This window comes from Candidatus Odyssella thessalonicensis L13 (genome assembly GCF_000190415.1).
GTDB lineage: Bacteria > Pseudomonadota > Alphaproteobacteria > Paracaedibacterales > Paracaedibacteraceae > Paracaedibacter > Paracaedibacter thessalonicensis.
Window position 1 is genome coordinate 205,639 of record NZ_AEWF01000001.1, and the last position, 19,659, is coordinate 225,297.

At 39.8% G+C, this 19,659-nt stretch carries 16 protein-coding genes; 12 read left to right on the plus strand and 4 right to left on the minus strand.

Features of this window, described 5'->3' with window-relative positions:
- Window positions 1-13 precede the first annotated feature (13 nt).
- From bamA to HMO_RS0101050, 8 genes are all read left to right on the plus strand, one after another.
- The gene (gene bamA, locus HMO_RS0101010) at window positions 14-2,278 is read left to right on the plus strand and encodes an outer membrane protein assembly factor BamA (RefSeq protein WP_010297508.1); all 2,265 of its coding nucleotides are present in this window, start codon (window positions 14-16) and stop codon (window positions 2,276-2,278) included.
- Between the two features lie 625 nt (window positions 2,279-2,903).
- On the plus strand, window positions 2,904-3,326 hold the full coding sequence (locus tag HMO_RS0101020; RefSeq protein WP_010297516.1) for a hypothetical protein: 423 nt from the start codon (window positions 2,904-2,906) through the stop codon (window positions 3,324-3,326).
- 255 nt (window positions 3,327-3,581) lie between these two features.
- Window positions 3,582-4,028 carry a leucine-rich repeat domain-containing protein gene (locus HMO_RS0101025; RefSeq protein ID WP_010297519.1) on the plus strand — a complete coding sequence of 149 codons (447 nt, stop codon included), beginning with the start codon at window positions 3,582-3,584 and terminating at the stop codon, window positions 4,026-4,028.
- A gap of 299 nt (window positions 4,029-4,327) precedes the next feature.
- Window positions 4,328-4,783, plus strand: coding sequence for a PA2169 family four-helix-bundle protein (locus HMO_RS0101030; protein WP_010297522.1), 456 nt, complete (start codon window positions 4,328-4,330; stop codon window positions 4,781-4,783).
- Between the two features lie 263 nt (window positions 4,784-5,046).
- Complete coding sequence (locus HMO_RS0101035; RefSeq protein WP_010297525.1) at window positions 5,047-7,959, plus strand: hypothetical protein; 2,913 nt, start codon at window positions 5,047-5,049, stop codon at window positions 7,957-7,959.
- A gap of 74 nt (window positions 7,960-8,033) precedes the next feature.
- Window positions 8,034-9,989: a hypothetical protein gene (locus HMO_RS0101040; RefSeq protein ID WP_010297528.1), complete on the plus strand. Its 1,956-nt coding sequence runs from the start codon at window positions 8,034-8,036 to the stop codon at window positions 9,987-9,989.
- Window positions 9,990-10,423: 434 nt separating this feature from the next.
- Complete coding sequence (locus tag HMO_RS16350) at window positions 10,424-10,594, plus strand: KGG domain-containing protein (RefSeq protein ID WP_010297532.1); 171 nt, start codon at window positions 10,424-10,426, stop codon at window positions 10,592-10,594.
- 728 nt (window positions 10,595-11,322) lie between these two features.
- The gene (locus tag HMO_RS0101050; RefSeq protein WP_139016793.1) at window positions 11,323-13,230 is read left to right on the plus strand and encodes a hypothetical protein; all 1,908 of its coding nucleotides are present in this window, start codon (window positions 11,323-11,325) and stop codon (window positions 13,228-13,230) included.
- Between the two features lie 48 nt (window positions 13,231-13,278).
- Here the strand turns inward: HMO_RS0101050 and HMO_RS17480 are convergent, their stop codons facing one another.
- The 4 genes from HMO_RS17480 to HMO_RS0101070 form a co-directional block, all read right to left on the minus strand.
- Entirely contained in the window at window positions 13,279-13,410 is a 132-nt protein-coding gene (locus HMO_RS17480; protein WP_280956237.1) for a hypothetical protein, read from the minus strand.
- A 115-nt stretch (window positions 13,411-13,525) separates the two neighbouring features.
- Window positions 13,526-13,675, minus strand: coding sequence for a hypothetical protein (locus HMO_RS16940; RefSeq protein WP_010297543.1), 150 nt, complete (start codon window positions 13,673-13,675; stop codon window positions 13,526-13,528).
- Window positions 13,676-13,913: 238 nt separating this feature from the next.
- Window positions 13,914-14,678, minus strand: coding sequence for a hypothetical protein (locus HMO_RS0101065; RefSeq protein WP_010297546.1), 765 nt, complete (start codon window positions 14,676-14,678; stop codon window positions 13,914-13,916).
- Between the two features lie 9 nt (window positions 14,679-14,687).
- On the minus strand, window positions 14,688-15,341 hold the full coding sequence (locus HMO_RS0101070) for a protein-L-isoaspartate(D-aspartate) O-methyltransferase (protein ID WP_010297549.1): 654 nt from the start codon (window positions 15,339-15,341) through the stop codon (window positions 14,688-14,690).
- Window positions 15,342-15,519: 178 nt separating this feature from the next.
- Here HMO_RS0101070 and HMO_RS0101075 point away from each other — a divergent pair, with 178 nt between their 5' ends.
- The 4 genes from HMO_RS0101075 (at window position 15,520) to HMO_RS0101090 (ending at window position 19,602) form a co-directional block, all read left to right on the plus strand.
- Window positions 15,520-16,188 carry a BON domain-containing protein gene (locus tag HMO_RS0101075; RefSeq protein ID WP_010297550.1) on the plus strand — a complete coding sequence of 223 codons (669 nt, stop codon included), beginning with the start codon at window positions 15,520-15,522 and terminating at the stop codon, window positions 16,186-16,188.
- Window positions 16,189-16,572: 384 nt separating this feature from the next.
- Entirely contained in the window at window positions 16,573-18,633 is a 2,061-nt protein-coding gene (locus HMO_RS0101080) for a hypothetical protein (protein ID WP_010297551.1), read from the plus strand.
- A gap of 176 nt (window positions 18,634-18,809) precedes the next feature.
- A complete protein-coding gene (locus HMO_RS0101085; RefSeq protein WP_010297552.1) occupies window positions 18,810-19,235 on the plus strand; it encodes a hypothetical protein in 426 nt (141 codons plus the stop codon).
- A gap of 46 nt (window positions 19,236-19,281) precedes the next feature.
- Window positions 19,282-19,602: a hypothetical protein gene (locus tag HMO_RS0101090; RefSeq protein WP_010297555.1), complete on the plus strand. Its 321-nt coding sequence runs from the start codon at window positions 19,282-19,284 to the stop codon at window positions 19,600-19,602.
- The last annotated feature ends 57 nt before the right edge of the window (window positions 19,603-19,659 follow it).

Sequence of the window (19,659 nt, forward strand, 5' to 3'; positions counted from 1 at the left end):
AGAGAGGACTATAATGAGTAAATTAAACCTAAAGTTTGCATTCTTACTTTTAGGAGCATCGGTTTTATCGCTGAGTGTGGCGCAAGCGGACAGTGTTAAAGCACTTAAAGTTATTGGTAATAAACGCATTGAATCAGCCACAGTGCTATCCTATATTCCAATAAAGCCCCATCAAAGCTACGATCAAAATGAGCTAAACCAAGCTTTAAAAGATTTGTACAATACTGGCTATTTCTCAGATGTCCAAATTAAGCGACAGGGCGATACCTTAGTGATCGAAGTTATAGAAAACTCTATCATTAATAAGATCGCCTTTGAGGGCAACAACAAATTAAAAGATGACAAGTTAAAGGAAGAAGTTCAGCTACGTCCGCGTGAAGTTTTATCACGGACGAAGATTCAAAGCGCCCAACAACGGATTCTAGATATTTACCGGCGCATGGGACGTTATAACGCCACTGTTGTGCCAAAAGTAATCAAATTGTCTGATAACCGAGTGGATTTGGTATTTGAGATTAATGAAGGTGATGTAACTTACGTTCGTAAAATTAATTTTATTGGTAACAAGCATATCTCCTCTTCTCACTTGGAAAAGGCGCTTTTGACCAAGCAAAGCCGTTGGTACAGATTCTTTGCCTCGGATGATACCTTTGATCCTGATCGCTTTATTGCTGATCAACAATTGCTGCGCGAATACTATTATGATAGCGGTTATCCCGACTTTCAACTTATCAATGCGGTCTCAGAACTGAGCCCTGACCAGAAAGATTTATTCTTAACTTTCACCATCGAAGAAGGTGAGCGTTATTCTTTTGGTAAAGTTGATATTAAGTCAGAAATTAAAAAGGTTGATCCTAAACGGCTTTTCTCATTAGTATCCTATTCCCACGGAGATTGGTTCTCACGTAAAATGATTGAAAAGACCATTCAGTCTATTACTGAAGCTGTTGGCGTGCAAGGCTTTGCTTTTGCTCAAGTTGAGCCGATTATCAATAAAAATAAAGATACTAAGACGGTTGATGTTACCTTTGAGATCAAGGAAGGTCCGCGCGTTTATATTGAGCGTATTGAAATCCGCGGCAATGATCGCACCCGGGATGAAGTCATTCGTCGCGAGATCCGTTTAGAAGAAGGGGATGCCTATAACTCTACCTTTGTTAGAAGAGCGGAACAAAGCTTAAACGATTTGGGATACTTCAAGAAGGTTGATATTTCCACTGAGGCTGGTTCTTCACCAGATAAAGCTAAGATGGTGATCACAGTTGAGGAACAATCTACCGGTGAATTAGGCTTAGCTGTCGGATTTTCGACCCTTGATCGCGCGTTAGGTAATATCCACTTTGCGGAGCGTAACTTTATGGGAACTGGTCGGACCCTACACTCTGATTTTACCCTAGCCAGCCGTCGTCAAGAATTTGATGTTGGTATTACGGATCCATACTTCATGGGGTACAACTTAGAAGTGGGGGCTGACATTTTCCATATTCGCTCTAAGCGTATCACTGCTTTTACAGAGAAGAATACGGGTGGCCGTACTCACTTAGGTTATAAGCTGTCGGACAATTGGTACCAAAATTGGAGCTATACCTTACAGCGTGATCAGATCAGTGATGTCCCTGCTGCTTCCTCAGAGTACAACAAACAGATGAAGGGATCTTATATTAACTCAGCCATTGGACATTCCATCGTCTTTGATAAAAGAAATAGCCGCCGTGAACCTACCGCTGGTTTCTCTGTAAGCTTGAGCAACTCTTTAGCAGGACTTGGCGGAGATATCGGATATCTTAAGAATGCTTTGGGCGGTTCTGTATTTTACTCACCCCTTGATGAAGTTATCTTAAATGCACGTTTAACAGCCGGCCATATCTTAAAGACCAATAAACGCATTCGCGTTGCCGACCAGGTCTTCTTAGGAGCTGATAGCTTTAGAGGATTTGCTTACGGTGGTATGGGACCACGCGATGCGAAGACGTTAGACTCAATTGGTGGATCACGTTATTGGGTTGGTACGGTCGAAGCAATGTTCCCCATTGGCTTGCCTAATGAGTTTGGTGTTAAGGGCGCAGTCTTTAGCGATTTTGGTAGTGTTTGGGGCTCGCAATTAAAGCTGCCAAATAATCCAATTATTGATAACAAATCTATGCGCGCTTCGGTCGGTGTGGGGCTTTCCTGGAACTCACCTTTTGGACCTTTACGTATTGATTATGCTATCCCTGTTAAAAAGCAGAAGAAAGACGAAGTCCAACGCGTCTTCTTTGGAGTCTCTTCCCGATTCTAAATTTTTTACAGCCTCCCTTCGGGGAGGTTTTTTTATGTGCTGTATAAAGAAAGAAACGCATCAACTTTACATGCTACTAACTAATACGGCGCAGGAGGCACAAGAAAAAAAGTTACCCCCTTCTCTTGTATTATGGCAGGTAAAGCACCCTTCAGAAAATGTAATATTGATGAAATAAATTTATTTTCAAGTGAGAATAATGAAGAACTACGGATAGATCACTTTAACAGGCTTACTGGAATTATAGAGAAAAGTTGTAGGAAACAATAATATCTTCGCTGTGAATAAGGCTTTCTGCCTGGTCGGATCTATCGCTAAAATTCCTTGTTTTCTAGGCTCACCTCGACTGTTTGCTGCTCATAATACTCTCATGAGCCCCTTCTACCTCTCAATTATCGACTCCTAATTAAAAGCTTACCTTGCCCCCTGCTCCTTTTATGAGGGTCAAGAGCCAAATCTAATTAAAGGAAGGTACTTCGTAGCTATTTATAACTTTCAACAATTTATAGGACGCTTCTTCTAAGCAATAATCTTAGCTAACCTTTTGGATAGAATTTTGTTGCTTGCTATAAAATGGCGTCAATTGTAGTTTATTAAAATTATAACCAATTTTTAGGAGATAAAAATGGGACTCTTGAAGCAATTATTAGTCGGACTAGTGTGCTGTACACCAACGCTGGGCATGGAGCCCCCTTTAGCAAGCTTATTGCCATCAAACAGCTCTGATATTGATTCTGAAACTATTAAAAACATTTTTACGTTAAAGGCTGAACTAAAGATTACGTCCCCTGAGGAGCTGGATACGCTGTCATCGTGCACCAAACATTTTGATTATAAAAAAATCTCGTTATCTTTTGTGCCGGAGGAGGCTCAATTAAAAGCCTTAATGGATAATAGTCAAGCGCTGATTTTTATGCCGGCCCCAAGTGATAGGAATAAGGTTGAGACAAGTTTCCAACTTCTTAGCCATAAAAACATATCTCTTAATTTTTTTGGCTGGCTGTTCGCCAACTCTTCCTCTTCTGGTCTTTGGTCTGTCCGCGATTGACAACAGCTGAGGGATCGTATAAAGGATTTATCTGAAGAGGGTAGACTTTCCTATCAAGAACGGATTTGTGAGGCATTAAAAAATAGTGCGTATTATGTAGATTGTAGTGTCAAATGGGATAACAGGGAAATTGCTTCCGGATATCTTGCTTGGCTTCCAGAAGTATGGATTAGGGGTGGCACCGGAAGGTATGAACTAAACGCTCAGCTTAAAGATTTTGCGGCAACATTAAATACTCATCACTTTATTACTTGCTTGAGAATAATTGCTGGTTTTACCAAAAATGAAGGAACAATAACCCTGGCGGATGGTTTAAAGAATAATATCTCACTCCAATCCTTAGTATTAACAGAAAACCTGATTAGTAATGCCGGTGCCAAAGCCATTGCTGCTTTATTAGAAAATAATAGGACCCTTACCTTTTTAGCTTTAAATGCTAATCTCATTGGTGATGAAGGGGCAGCGGCGATAGCTGCAGCCTTACGTAAAAATACGCATTTAAAAAAGCTGGATCTGTCTCAAAATAAGATTACTGAAGTCGGATTCGAAGCATTAGCCGCCGCTTTAACAGAGAACACAAGCTTAACCACTTTAGAGCTGTATTATATCGATGAAAGTAAGATGATCCTCGAGAGTTTAGGCAAAGTCAGGAGACCCCTACCCCATGTAACACTTAGTGGACAAGATATTGATTGTTTATAGAGTGCTAATTATGGCCAGTGGAGTTTCCTTACTGTTTATGAGAAAACTATAGGGAAGATTATTACTCCCTAACACAAGGTTATTTAATCTTAAACAATTCGTTTAAGACTTCTTTCTAAACTAGTTAAGGCTTTAAAAACCTAAGACCTTTCTTAATGCCTTAACTGTCCTCTCCAAAACTGCTCAGGAAGGGCGCATAGAGATAATGCTCGTTAAACTGAGCGAACTTATCACTTATTACTTCTTCTCCCTAATCTCTTATAGTTTTAAATGTGTAGAATTGTGAAAAGGAGATAGAGATGACAGCAGATTCCGTATCAGTTTTAAATCAGCTAATACAGATCACACGTGATAGCGAAGAAGGATTCCGTACAGCAGCTGCCAACGTTAAAGATGCCTTTTTAAAGACCACCTTTTTAGAAAAAGCAGAAACTTGCCGAAATGCCATTCTAGATCTCCAAGATAAAGTCAGAGAAATGCATGGAGTGCCGGAAGAAAGTGGTACCGTTCTCGGTGCTCTCCATCGGGGCTGGGTAACCATTAAAGGTACACTTACTGGAAAAGATGATTTAGCCCTTCTCAATGAATGTGAACGCGGAGAAGATGTTATTAAGGAGACCTATGAGAAAGCCCTTGAAAGCGGTCTGAGTGAGCAGATTCGTCCCTTGGTTCAGCAACAGTATGAGGGCGTTAAAAAGGATCATGATCTTGTTAAGAACTTAAGAAATAAGTATGCTCAATCCTCGGCAGCATAATAATTCTAGAGATATAGTAATTGGGTAAGCTTACCCATTAAAGGATAATAATAAAAATAACTCCTACGTTGAACACCTTTAAGGAGCATAGCCTAGTTTGCTGTGCTTTCTTTTTTTAATCTCTTGTTGTGGTCCTAGAGAACAATCATTATTTCTGCAGATGCGAATTTTCTTTGATTATAATTTCCTTGAATACTCAAGTAGAAATTTCTACATAAGAATAAGACATAAATAATGATTAAATACATTTAGGAAAGAACAAGATGTCTTATTTCCACAAACTCTTATGCCTTTATCTTACCACCAGCAGTTTCGTCTATGCCATGGAGGACCCAGCAGAGAAACAGAGAGAGACCCTAACGCCTCAGGCTAGGACCGCTCCGATGGGCATAGTGGCAAGTAATTCTTTAGGGAGTAACATTAAATGGAGAAGAGAGAATGCCTTCTCCCCACATCGTTTTGCTCTAAACAAATATATCCCTCAAGGCTCAGAGTTACTAGAATATATTTGGTGCGGATACCAGGCTAACGATACATCACTTCCCTTCATTTGCATTGGCGTCCTCGTGGAAGCAGAATTAGCTGACAATACAAGCGAATTAGTTAAGGAGTTTGGTAAGAAATATGCAGATAATATGCATAGCCTATTTATTAAAAAGGCATTTGGTCAAGACTGTATTCACGAAGCCCTTCACATTATTAATAAACATCTTCCCTTTCCAGAGTGGATGATAGTAGAAATCTGTGAGGTTATGAGAGTTGAGAACCCTTTTAGGGAATCAAGCCAAGCTTTAAATTTTAAGTGCGATATAGGCTTGCACCGACCCATTTCTCCGCAAAGAAACATGATCTCCGCTTTAACAGCGATGCTCCAAGATGCATCAGTAGACTCCCCTTCACGCCAGCCAGAGATCAGTTTCTCGCTCAACCATAACTCTCGTTTATTCACTGATAACTCATATCCCTTCTCTTTTCCCCCTATCCCCGATTATTCCCCACCTTACTCGCCTCGACCTCCATACCTTAGCGATGGCGTCCCAGATCCCTTATCTCTGTCTGTAAGTAACAATATACCGCATTCAACTTTAATCTTTCATGGCGGCTATCTTACCGCTCCAGGGGCACTGCCTTCCTCAGCGTCACCTTCTATCTCTCTCTCGCTTTTGAATAAGCATATATCTGCACCTAATTGGCGGGCAGATGAAATAAGCCGTGTCAGGGGGATTGAGACCTCTTTTAACAATCAAGACGAACATCCTCAAGAATATTCTGCTAACGTAGAGAATATGAGGGAAAATACGGCTTTCCACCAGAAAGCTCTTAAGTTGATTGTTAAGATTAATAATGATGAAAATATGCTTTTCCATGAAGAAACTCCGCAATTTCTTTTGATGGGTAAGTTAAGGAAATTCTCTCCAAAGACGCTTGACCGGTTATTACTACAGCCTAAATTATTAGAATTTCTTAGGTTATCCTCAAGAGAGAATAAGCTTAGAATGTTGTCTGCTCTGGCTAAATTCCCTGAAGCGGAATTGGACTCCCTTCTCCCCCCCCCTCTTGATCGTATATTTGCCCGAATATCTCCACAGGTTACTAAACACTCTGCCCTATCTTTATTTTTTAATCACTTACTAGATTTAACTGCCTCTGAAAGATTAGATCTCTTGAAGACAATTGTAACTTTATTAAATAATGATAAACCACGCCAGGCTGGAGACTTTATTGATGCTAATACGCTATTAGCAATCTTGGATATTTTAGGAGGCATTCCAGAACAAAAAAGAGCAGCTTTAGTTTCAAGTGCCTCAAGCTTTATTCAGAATATTAGTGATCCTTCTTTAATACCCACAATTTTATTAGATCTTAGTGAAATTGATCGCCGTCATTATCATATGATATCTCAGTTGCTAAAGCCGTGGCCTAAGTTTTTTTATAATCCAAAGGAAGAACGGCATAAGTTTTTCCAAATGATAACTGAGCTAGTCAACAAAGGCGATCTAGAGCTCATCAAGATTCTTTCGCAATTATTTAAGGATGAGTTTAAGAGCGCCAGTAGACAGCATTATGGGCGCGGCATAGAGTTAGCCAATATATGTAAGGTGACGAGAATGTTGATTCCTGTAGCCTCACAGGACCGCCAACTGCTTCTAAGATATGCTCCTGATTATATAGATTCCAAAGTAATGTCAGCTTCAACCGATATTAGAAGATTTATATCTACCTTTGTCAATTTCCCGCCTGACAGAAATAAAGCAATACTTAATACCTTTGAAAAATTCTTTGCTGATTTGATAATTCTCGATAACCCTAAAAGTCTTCAGTTAAACTTTCTAGAAAAGCTTAGAAGCTTAGATCAAGTACAGCAAGATAAATTGATATCCTTTATGAACCTTAGCACGGCCAACAATAAACGACAGTTTTCATTTGTTATTGGTTTTGGTTTTTCAAATTCTACTCCAGAAATATTAATAGATTTTCTGATCAAGTTGCCTCTGGCTGAGTGGCCCATAATAATTAACTGCTTAAAGGAGATTCAAAAGGATCCCTATGAGTCCCAACCAAAAAATTATGACTTAATTTGCAAGATTGATGGTCTGTCAACCAATCATCGTTTGCTGTTAACTTCATATCCTCACTTAGTTCGGCCATTGTTAACCACTCTTGATCGCTCACTGACTAACTTAGAGGCTGTTGCCCCTGAAGACAGAGAAGATGTACTGCAAGCATTATTTGCTTTATGGCAAAAGAAACCTTCGCTAGGAGGAATTAGTGATCAAGTTTTAGAGCGCCTTTCTAAACTGACCTCCCAGGAACGGTCTATCTTTTTGAATTATCCAAAGCTAGATGATTGGCTTAGAACCAATCAAACCTTAAAAATGTTGTACATATTAACGAATAAGACGCAGTTTGGTTTTATAGAAGTTTCTGAACTTATAGAGGAGCTCGCTCGTCTCGAGGAGGAAAATTTATATATATTTACATCAGGCGTAAATAATCCCGTGCTTTTGATGAAATATCATTTCTTAATACCTGGATCCAAATGGTACTACCAAATACTTAATCATTGGCGCACTTTATTAGATTCCTCTGATGAAAGAGTTGTTCGGGATTTAAGTGAATTAATTATCACGCATTATGAGTCTTATTATCTCCCCCCCCTGACCATGAAATTGTAAAAGATGCAATATATATTAGCTTTTGGTTGGGCAGCCAAGCATACTCCTTGAATCTTCGACAGCAAGAAATGCTAATGAATTTTATAAATTATTGTCCCGTTGAAGTTAGCCGACAATTCTTATATCCCAGAAGTAGTCATGGTTTAGCTAAAAGTATTCAACGAGAGCTTGCTAATCTTTTGGGCATAGTATCGCCGAATGAGTGGCCTCAATTTATTAGCTTTTTAAAGAGATTTCTAGAGAGCTCTGTTCAGGCAAAACAGCAATTACCTACCTTGCTCTATGAAATAGACAGTTTGTCAGAGAATCAGCGCTCACTGTTAACCTCTTATCCTCACTTAATTGAGCCTCTGATAGCTACCCTTAATCATTCACTAGCTAATTTAGAAGCTGTTGTCCCTGAAGATAGAGAAGATGTACTGCAAGCAGTATTTGCTTTATGGGAAAAGAAGCCTGCATTAGATAATATTTGTGATAAGCTTCTAAAACACTTATCCAGATTGACTCCTAAAGAACGGTCTATCTTTTTGAATCATCCAAAATTGGACGATTGGCTTAAAAACGCTCAAACCTTAAAAATGCTGAACATATTATCTAATAAAACTCAGTTCGGATTTATTGCGGTGTCAAAACTTATTGAGGAGCTCGCTCGTCTTGAACAAGAGAATAGTGATCTGTTTAAGTTAGGTCTTGACCATCCGATACTTTTAATGGCACATCATTTCTTATTGCCTGGCTCTCAGTGGCACCCACGAGTCCTTAACCATTGGCACACTTTACTTGCTCCGTCTGACGAAACGGTCGCCCTTGAAATAAGTCGATTAATTATCCGCAATCATCACCTGTATAACTTTCCTGAAGAGCATGAATTGGTGCAAGACGCTGCCCGCATTAATCTTTTGCTGGAAAATATAAGTGACCCTTTAAACCCTTTTAAGATTTACACAGACTTAAAGGCTAAGCGTGAAGAAGCAATTGATCTCGGTGCTCTTAAAATGATCACTGAATGTGCTCAAGGTTATAAAATTCAGCTCAACCCTGAGTATTTGAATGACCTAGGACAGGATCTTGTTGTGGCAAGGGTGCCGGTCGTGGCATTACCCGCCTATTCGCCAACATTTTTTGAAGATCGGGTCAGAAAGCTCGAAAGGCGGATTGAGGCACAGCCTATGCTAGAAGATAAGATTGAGCAGATGTTCAAGCAGGACTCGGAAGTAGAGGGGGAGACTCGTCCCTTTGCAATCCTGAAGGCAGGAGCCTTGGGTAGTGGTTATCTTCCTAGCCTCTTAAGACAGAGAGATAGCCAAGGACAAACAGCTTCGATCCTATCCGCTAAACTGATTGCTTTGGTTGCCAAGGTGCAAGCTGCTTCGACGGAGCGAGGGGAAGAAGATCTTTCTGAGCAAGAACGAAAATTCTTGGAGCTCATTTTCACGATCAATGCGTGTCCTACGGGAAAAAAGGAAGCAATTCATCTCTTGTACAGCCAGCTAGAGCAGCAGGATCAATTTATTAACGCGCGGTGGTCATCCAATACCAGTGAGGCTTTAATTCAAGTCATCAACCATACGGTCCGCCGCCATGTTGATAAAATGTTCTTAAACAATGATCGCTTCATGCGAGCTTTACTGGGAATGAGAGCCGATGAAGTTATTGAACAATTACCACATCAGCGTTCCTATGTCCGCAATTTAATTGGGCCAGCAACTGGATTGGCAGAGCCGCTAGAATTTGATAATCACACACAACAATTATATCAAAGATTGGTCGACCTTCCGAAAGCAGAAGTTTTGCAAATGTTCTATCGCCATTTCGTGCCAACCAGTTTAATTGATGTGATTCATCAAATGTTCACACAAGTGGTGCAGCAGGATAAACCTCCTTTTACCTGGGCCGAGTTACGAGCCGTCGTCTATGACGAAAATCAAAGTCCTTTATGGGCTGAGCTAAGAGACACTATCTATGGTCCCACAGAGGTAGGAAAGATTACTATTTTAAATAAGTTAGGGGTGATCAAAGCCGTCCAATGAAAAAGGTAATCCCCTTTTCCCTAATTTTTTCTTTGCGGTTCTTGAGCAATTTCAGAATTGCAGGGAGAAAAGTTAGGCGTAATTCTCAGAAATTCTGGGATAAGTGGAGAGGAGTTTCTACGGCTCTCTCCTATTTCTTATTGAAGAACTTTTAAACAAACGTCAGAATGGTGATGCTTATATCTGCCTCAGGAACTCAGTGTTTTCATGGAGAAATAAGGCAAGATGAAGCTTTCTCTTTAAGAACTCATCCTTGAAATATGATAGGTTTTAAGCTAAACTTTTGACCCTATCTTCCCCATGTCTTTCTTAAATGGTTTTCTATAAGGTTAAAAATAGCCACTATTTCCTTTTTAAAAAAGATCACAATGGGTGGTAAGAATATAACTGTAGCTTATATGATGTTAACTTTAAATAACTAAGGAGAAGTTATTATGACTACAAAGAGAGACCAAGATCAGAACCAAAACCAAAAGTCTAACGATCATTCAAAAGGTAAGCAAGGTTTTGCTTCTATGCCTAAAGAGCAAGTAAGAGAAATTGCTGCTGAAGGCGGTCGTCACAGCCACGACAATACAAATAGCAAGAAGAGCAACAACTCTTAAATAAAAACTAAAATTTATTTCTCCCCGCTTGGTTATTTTTTCCCTTATTAACAAGCGGGGATTTCATTTTTATTGAAAATGAATTTACCATTAAAATTGACCCATGTAAAGATATTTTTATTCACTAGAATTTATTGGGATCGCCTTTACAAGTGCTCTCAAACTCTCAGAATTAGTCCATATTTATCTGTAAATCTCTCTTAATCATGCTTCTTTTTTGTGCTCATTGCATAGATTCTGTCACTGCCTGCCCTTTTAATAAGCTTTTCTTGCTGAGATGTCCTTAAATCCTTTTCCCCTTATGGGGTCTTTTTAAATACTTCCTATTTTGGCAGCTATAACAATTAAATTGTTCTCTGGCTGAAGCGGCCCTTATGGTTTTTATGCCATTTCTCGGTTGGCAAAGGAGGTGGCTAACACAGGCAGGCATTTTATACCCTAAATGTGAACTCGACTACTGTCTTTAGAAAGTATTGATAACACTTATAAAGTTGGTAAAATCTATGTAAAATTTCAAATTTCTTGGGATTCTACTCTTTATCTGCTAAAATAATTATCAACATTATTTCTTCTACTGAGCCCTCTTAGGATATTAGGTTCTAGCTCAGCGTAGAAATTGATACATCGAGTGCTTTTAATTGAGGGTTTTATCAGTGTAACTCTATATCTTCTAGCCGCTTAAATACCTCATAAATTATCATCTCACTAAATAATTCCGGTGCGTTAACATGATAAAACTGAAAAGGATATGGCGATCCTCGGGATCTCCTGTCATCTTTAGCTTACTTGCAACCATCACTGTTGGAGGAAGCATGGACGCTCCAAGGGCTATAGATGCTCGCTCTTGTTCCCATCCCAGAGATAAACAGCATCCTCTCAAAGAGGCAATGATACAATCATTATTTGATTGCTATAGTATAAAGTTAGAAGATTTAATCTTGCCCGATGAGAAGAGATTAAAGCAGCCAAGGTTGAAAAAGATTTCAGCCGAATGTTTAAGATTAATTGATAGCAAATTACTTAAAATTCCTGAATTTAATAAGTTCTTTGTGAATGCTTTAATTCGGGCCAAAGAAGCGCCCATCATTCGGCATTTCCTACATAATCCTTCTTCAATGGATAGCCATATTAATATGCTCAACTCTTTATTTACTCATGAGTTTTTATCTCTATATAGGGGTGTTCCAGAAGGATTAAATAGGGAACGCCTAGCCGGGGCCTTCGCAAAGTTTTACTTTGTGAGCTTTGTTACCAGTTTAACTGAGAATATTAATAGCGTTTATACTTCCAATATCTTTCATAAGACACTAATTCACTATAAAGCTGATAAGATCGTATTAGCTACTTTTCTATTAAGTAGCAGTAACATTAATATTGCTTACGATTATTTCTGTGGGAATCAGCTAGCCATAAATCAGTTGGATTTTACCAGATTTTATGGATTCTTAGTGGATATCCATAAAGATTACCTGCTTGCTTACAGCCAAACCTCAGAGAAAACCGAACAGAAACGTAGCATCGGCCTAGAGCCTGCTGCCGAGCAAAAGACAAGCAAGAGAAGGACAGAGGCAATTCTTAACGATTCACAGCAGCCTGCGGCTCAGCAAAAAAATAAGCGATTAAGATTATTTCCCCTTCTCTCTCAACAACCAGGGCAACCTATCCCAACGAGCAACAATTATATCAGTATACCTTATAAGCCTCCATTCACCACCGCGAAAGTCCCTCTGTTCGCTAGTGCTACGGCTATGCCTGTGCAAAGAAATGAGCCTCAATTGTTAACTGGGTCGGCTTTATGGACAGAGGTAGCACGCCATTACCCTTCCCCCTTAGCTCCAACCCCCATAATTCAGATCTTTATACAATTGTCCCCCGTAGTTAACTCAGAACAAAGGGTAAGACGACGAAGTTACGTGCCCTTGCGGCCCGCCGTCAATGGTGACGGGTCAAAAGGCCCTTTGCAGGCCAGGGGGGTAGACCTAGCTTCAACAGTTAAGGTGAGTCAGGGCTCGCCCGTAATAGGAGATACAAGCACCCTACATCCAACAGAGATGGGTCAACCATCCATAGCGCCTGTGTGGACACCAATGCCTTATAAAAGTGATTCTATTCCATTGAAGGGAGCTACCGTTTCGGGACCCTGTAAAATGAGCAATCAGTCCCTTTTGTCTACTCAGCCGTCAGCGCAAGCCTTACAACAGACAAGAGAGCTGGCTTTACCATGGCAGGAGTATTTGTCTGCGCAGACTGCGATCACTGTTGCTGAAATGGACACTCTGCAGAATAAAGCGTGTACCGCTACAACGCCATCTAAAGTGGCGACAGCTAGTATCATCTGGGAAAGTATGCATAGCATTTATAAAGAAGTAAGTCACACTATAAAGCTTGCCAATCTCGAGGGGAGAACCTTCGTGGAATATAGAGAAGAATTAGAATCTTGCTATCCTGAGGCGGAAAGAAATCTGCTAGCGTTAAAGTTGAATGCAGCTGAAGAAATTATGCTGTCAGAACTAGAGGAGGAAATTAAATTGCAAACAAGACAACGGCTATCACAGGTAGGGTATACGGCTCCTCTAGAAATCTTGGAAGACTGTTGGTGGTCTCTACACTGTGGGAGATCGGCACCATTCATGTAAAAAGTACGATCTTAAAGCTTAAATTTTTTAGGAGCTGATCTTTTGGCCTCAGAGAAATGCCTTCTCCAAGGATGAGTCTACAAAGTAACCCTCGCTAGGGTTGACGGGGTGGTGAAGAAATAATGAGGAAGGAGACAAAGCTTCTTCCTCAATGTGTTCGCCTTCTCTTTCGAAAGTCATGATAGTTTTTGTCCCCCTTACTGTTGTAAAGGAAAAGAGACAACCCTTTTTTACGGCAAGATTTTTGTGCAAAAATCTAACCTGAGATCTTTGGAAAAAGAAAGCTATCAGATCTTCACCCATTGCAGTATTTAATGCTTAGTAGGGCGTACTCAATAACAGCGTTATCTATAGTTTCGACGGTGCTGAGAATTTTAGGGGTTTCTGGCTGAACGTTGGTAGCATCAACAACTCCTAGCTTACCAGGGGAAAGCTGCTCCATCATTAAATGTCCGCTAAGACGCCAGAGAAGAAAGGTGCATAAATGTAAAAGTCTTAAGACAGATAATTTAAACTCTCTTTATCACGAAAGTAAGCGCTTTAACCTTAGACGGTAGCTTTCTACAAGAACATGCAGACACTCCCAAGTAGGGAGTAAAAGCTGCTCCTAAGTGTGATCGCTACGATGTCTATCCTCTTTCACTTAGAGGGCGAGCCTTATTGCAGTCTGGATAAAGCTATTACTAAATATACAGCAAAGGAAGATGTAACAAGGTTGCTAGCTGGCGCATCAGAGTAAAATAAAATTCTGGATCATTAGGATCTTTCTTGTCTGTTTGGGTGCCAAAATTGTTCACATTCTTATTGATAAAGATTCCCTCAATTTTAATTTGGCTATGTGGATGAATTGTCCGCGGTACAAAAGCAATTTCGTTGTACACATTTAGAGAGGAAGCTAAGATATCTTGGGGAAGTAGGCAGATCTTGCTCTGATTGAGGGTATTATTTGTCGCTAGAATCAATTTTCGATAGGCTTGTTGGCTAACACCGTAGTGTTCCATGGGCACATCGGCATCGGTGAGATTAATCGTATGTAAGCACCAGGCGGGCACTGTGATAAGATACCCTACACTATTACGGGTCAGAACCCGTTCACTTTTCTTTTGTCTTACATCAATCAATGAACCAGAAATAAGTTGCCGCACGGCCAATATAGTAAATACTGAGTACTTAATAAGCTGCTGTACATCCAAAGCTTGAGGGTTTGTAAAATATGCATTTATGACTCGCCTTAAAGAAGCGATGCTCAACGCATGAGCGATAAATAACTGAGAATGAATAAAAGCGTTATTCCAGGTTTGAAAGACATTAGCATCCATCTGTTGGGAGGGTAACTGTGCCGACAAATCTACTGCTGGCGAAGGCAGGATGGTTTCCTGTGTAGGCACTAAGTGTCGAGGAATCAGCTTTTCCGGTAATTGGCTAAGTGATGAATAGGTGCATAGCATTCTTTAAGCCTACATCTGCTCAATTTGACCCGTCATGGGAACAAATTTAACCGGGATAAGGGGCTCTTTCTGGATCCCTGCTTCTGTTTTAGTCACGCCGATGAGCTCTTGCTGATGGTCAACTTTAACAGGAATAATTAATCTTCCCTGCTCTTTCAATTGTGTTACAAGCTGCTGGGGTAATCTTTGGGGGGCGGCAGTAACAAGGATAGCATTATAAGGGGCGTGCTCCGGCCAGCCAGAATAACCATCTCCGATACGAGACTGAATATTATGATAACCCAGTGTTTTAAAGAGTCTTTGCGCCCGCTTAGCTAATTCTTCAATTATCTCTATGGTATAAACCTCAGCGCATAGCTGACTCAGGACTGCTGTTTGATAGCCACAGCCTGTACCGATTTCCAATACTTTATCAGTAGGTTTAAGCTGTGCTGCTTGGCTCATAAAGGCGACAATATAGGGTTGAGAGATTGTTTGCCCCTGCCCTATGGGTACAGGCGAATCCTCATAGGCCATATCTTGGTGTTGGGAAGGAACAAACAAATGTCGAGGTATCTCCTTCATAGCTGCGAGAACGCGAGTGTCAGAAATATCGCGTGCTTGCAGCTGCTGGTCTACCATTTTTATCCGTAAACGGTCATAAGCTTCGTCAGTAAAGGACATCTTTATTCAGCTATTAAAATCCAAAAACAATTATAGTTATTAATTTAAATTTATATTTCATGTAAATATATGTAAAAAAATATTTGTTTTTAACATAAATATTACTGCTCATATCTACTAATTAGAGAGAGTATATCTAAGCTATGTAATCTGACAGAGCAGCGTCAAGGGGGTAATCATGAAAAAAGATGAAGCTATTAAGGCAGATATTGAAGCAAAGCTAGGCTCTGATCCTAGCATTATCTCTAAGAATATAATTGTGAATGTCCATAATAACATTGTGACCTTTAGTGGCAGCGTTAAGAATTACTACGAAAAATTCTTAATTGAGAAGCTGGCAAAAAATGTTCAAGGTGTCGCCGGTATTGTTGAAGAGCTGCAAGTTAGCCTTGAAGATAACCTAGTACGCAGTGACGAAGAAATTGCTGAGGCTGCCATTAATGGAATTAAATGGGACTCAGCTTTACCACCTAACAGTATTCAAGTTATTGTGGAAAAGGGAACCGTAATCCTTACTGGTGAAGTTGACTTTCACTTTCAACGGCATAAGGCTGAAGAGGCTATAAGATATCTTTATGGTGTTAGAAATGTCATCAACAACTTACTGATCAGGCCCCACTCTAGCATTACTCCAGAGCAAGTCTCTCGTAAAATATTAAGTGAATTTCAAAGAAATGCGAGCCTGGATGCCCGTAAAATAAGTATTGAAGTAACAGACGGCACCATTATTCTAAAAGGTAATGTGCGATCTTGGGCGGAATATGATGAAGCCTGTCATGCCGCTTGGTCCGTGTTAGGTGTTACTACTGTTGATGCGAGCCAACTTAATGTCAACTATGGTGTTTAAAGAGGTGAAACTTCTGAGAGTTAGATTGTTAGGCAATTTCATCGGAGCTCATAAACGGATGCCTGCTTTGCTGGCTCTCCTCATTAAAAGTCGACTAGAAATGAGAGATTACCAAATAAGGCTTAACTCTAATTTTATAGTGATCTGTAGCCCATGAGTTTTAGCACCTTCAGGATTTCGAGGCATCTTCTAAAATTTATGCTTAAAACAACTTAGCCTTTCTTTGATTCGACATAGCCCTCATTTAGCAAAATTAAGTCAGAATAATGGACCTCTTACCCTTTTTAAAAAAGATTACACTTGTATTTGAGGAGATTAATTGCTTTTTATTAAACTTATTCTGATATTGAGACTAAAATTATATTAATTTGAAAAGTTATTGTAATGCTTAGAAGTCACTCTCCCTCCCTATATGCAGCCGTTTTTTCTGGTCTGCTATTTGCTAGTTTTCCTACTGCTGCGATGCAAATATCTAATGTTCAGCGACAAGAACTTATTAGAGAGCTCGCTGCATCATCAGAAAAAGTTCAACTTGACTTGTTATTCCAATCCTCGCCTTGTTTCGAGAATGACATGGCTTTTTGCCATGAAATTACCTCCGCTGAAGAAATTTCCTCGGCAATAATGCTTGAAAAGCTGCTAAAGAATGTGGACGATGCTGCTTTATTTGCAAAATATTTTGAAGAAAGCCTAGTCGCAATCCCTGAGTTCCATGATTTTCTATTAAGTTCTATAGCGGCAGTAAAGGTGAGTCCTCCTTTAACGGCTATCTTGACCAAAAAGGAAATGGAGTTATGCGCAGTTAAGGTTAATTTTCTATTTCTCTCGAAGTTTATGCTGAGCTATAACCTGATAGATAACTCTGCTAATAAATCAAGGTTAGCGCGTGCTTTTTCTAAAATGTATTTCGTTTCTCTAATAAATCTAATGTATACACAGAGCAATCATACTCAAGAAAGTACATACTTTCCTCACTGTATAGAGAGTTATAAAGTCAGGTCTATGGGATTAGTCAACTTTCTATTAAAAAGCAAGAATATAGAGCGAGCATTTAGTTATCTTTGGCATCATAATATTAGCCATGAATCGTTGGCAGGAAGCGACTACATACAAATAATTCACGCTTTGCGAAGTGATTACCATCAATATCATACTTACTTTATCCAGCAAATAAAGGCTCAAGTTTACGTCATTACATACTCTAAGAGGAAAAGAGGCCAAATTGGTTTCTCATCTCAGGAGAATGTTTCATCTGAAAAGTGGGACAGTTCTCCAAAAAGAAAAAGGAGAGCCTCCTCTCTTGAATCTTTAGAAAACTCTAGTCCCGCTAGTACCTCACCCACCAGTTCAGCGGGCCCTTCATCACCCCTCAGCTTTTCCGGGAGTTCCTCGCCTATTAGCTCCTCGCCCGCTAGTTTCTCCTTAAACTCTTCTCCCATCTCTTTGCCATTAACGCCAGATAACTATAATAAAGAGGATCTAATATTTCATCAGCCTTTTAATGCTAATAGTGTTGAATATGCATCACTCACGCAGACTGCCATAGCTACAGCTCCAAATGGAGTTATCCTTACTGAAGTAATGCCTGGAATTATTGAGATTAAATATAAGGAGGTTGTTTTCTATTATAATCAACGCTCGAAGTATCGTTTTTTTGGAGATCCAGTCCAAGCAAAACCAGCCAGTGATTTACAGCTAGATAATATGCAGGTGATCTTTAAGTACTTATATGATTTATATTGTAAGAAGTATATTAAAGAGAATCGATTCATTGTGGTTCGGAGTTGCTTGGGGATTATTAATACAGCAATTAAAGAAAATGTACAAATTTGTCATGATCTATTCTCTCAGTTTAAGGCAACTGGGCTAGCAGAATTACAATACAGCCTGGAACCTAGTATTATAATTAATTGCGAGGAGGTAAGGGAACGCGTGCAAGATCGAGCCCATGCGATCTATATAGAACTTATTGAATGTTTCCAATTAGCTTTGGAAAATGATCTTCTCGTTAAATTTTTTACTCAAGCTTTTAAGCAAAACAGAGCCCAAAATTATCGTTTGGTCTCTATAAGAAAAGATTTAGAAGCATGGAAGGAGACGATTAAGTACCTTTTGCAGAAAAGAGCGACCAAGGCTACTGAGCTGGCTTATAAGCAGGAGACGAGCACGGCTATAGCGCAAAGCTTCACAAAGATTATAGAGAAGATCAAACATACGAGACCACTTAAGATTTTCGATTATCAAACTTATGAGACTTATTTAGATCAGCCAGGCTTACCTTTGCCACCAAAAGAAAGCCATAAACTTGAAGCTGACAAAAAATTTTATGCCGAGATCGCCTCAGAAGTTAAAGGGCGCGTTTTTGAAGAAGCTGTTGCTTTAAGCCTTGATATTACTGCTAAAGATATTGATACCTATTGGTTGCAGTATTGTAAAATTAAATAATAAATTATCCTTTCTTCTTCTAAGCTCTCATTAAAAAGTGGGAGCTTTTTATTTTATTGTTAATTAAGGCGTAAAGTAAAATTTGTTGCTCTTTTAAACTTAATTTAGGTGTAGGCGTATGGGATCTTTAAGGCAGGTACAAGTATTTATGGCCTTAAGGTTGGGAGGAAAAGCCGATGGCAGCAAAAACAAAGTCCACAGCTGATTACGCTAAAGATTATACGGATCCGCAATTACGGATGGACTTAAAGGAAAAAATCAAGGCAGAGTCAAAGGGAGGAAAATCGGGACAATGGTCGGCACGCAAGTCGCAGTTACTAACAAAGGAATATGAAGCGGCAGGCGGTGGCTATAAGCATCAGAATCAATTAACCTCTGCTCAACGTAATCTAAAAAAATGGACCAAGGAAGAGTGGCAAACCGAGCATGGTGAAAAAGCTATCAAGAAGGATGGCGAAACTGACCGCTATTTGCCCCGGGATGTGTGGAATAAGTTATCTCCTTCTGAAAAGAAAGCAGCCCATCAGAGTAAAAAACAAGGCTCACGGCACGGGCAACAATATGTGGCCAATCCTGATTCCGTTAAGTCAAAAAAAGATTAATTTGATCCATAGTTAAGTTTAACTACTGTTTTTTGGAGTGAAGAGGATGGAAAACGCTAGAGAATTTGCGGTTCCCGCCGCTGTTAAAAAGAATGCGCAAAAAGGGTTAGAACTGAGGGAGAAATTTGGTAAAGGCAGCACAGAGGTGGGAATCAACCGCGGTCATCAGCTGGCAGAAAATGACACCATAAGTCTTGAAGTTATTAAAAAAATGTCAGCCTATTTTGCGCGCCATGAAGTGGATAAAAATGCTAAGGATTTTGGCAATGAGGCAAGCCCCTCAAAAGGCTACATAGCTTGGCTTTTATGGGGCGGCGATGCTGCCAAAGAGTGGGCTGATAAGATTGCTGAGAGTCATCGGCAATAAATAGAGAAGGTCTCGTCTATTTATTGTTTTTAAATTGAAGCTTAATATAACCCTTCA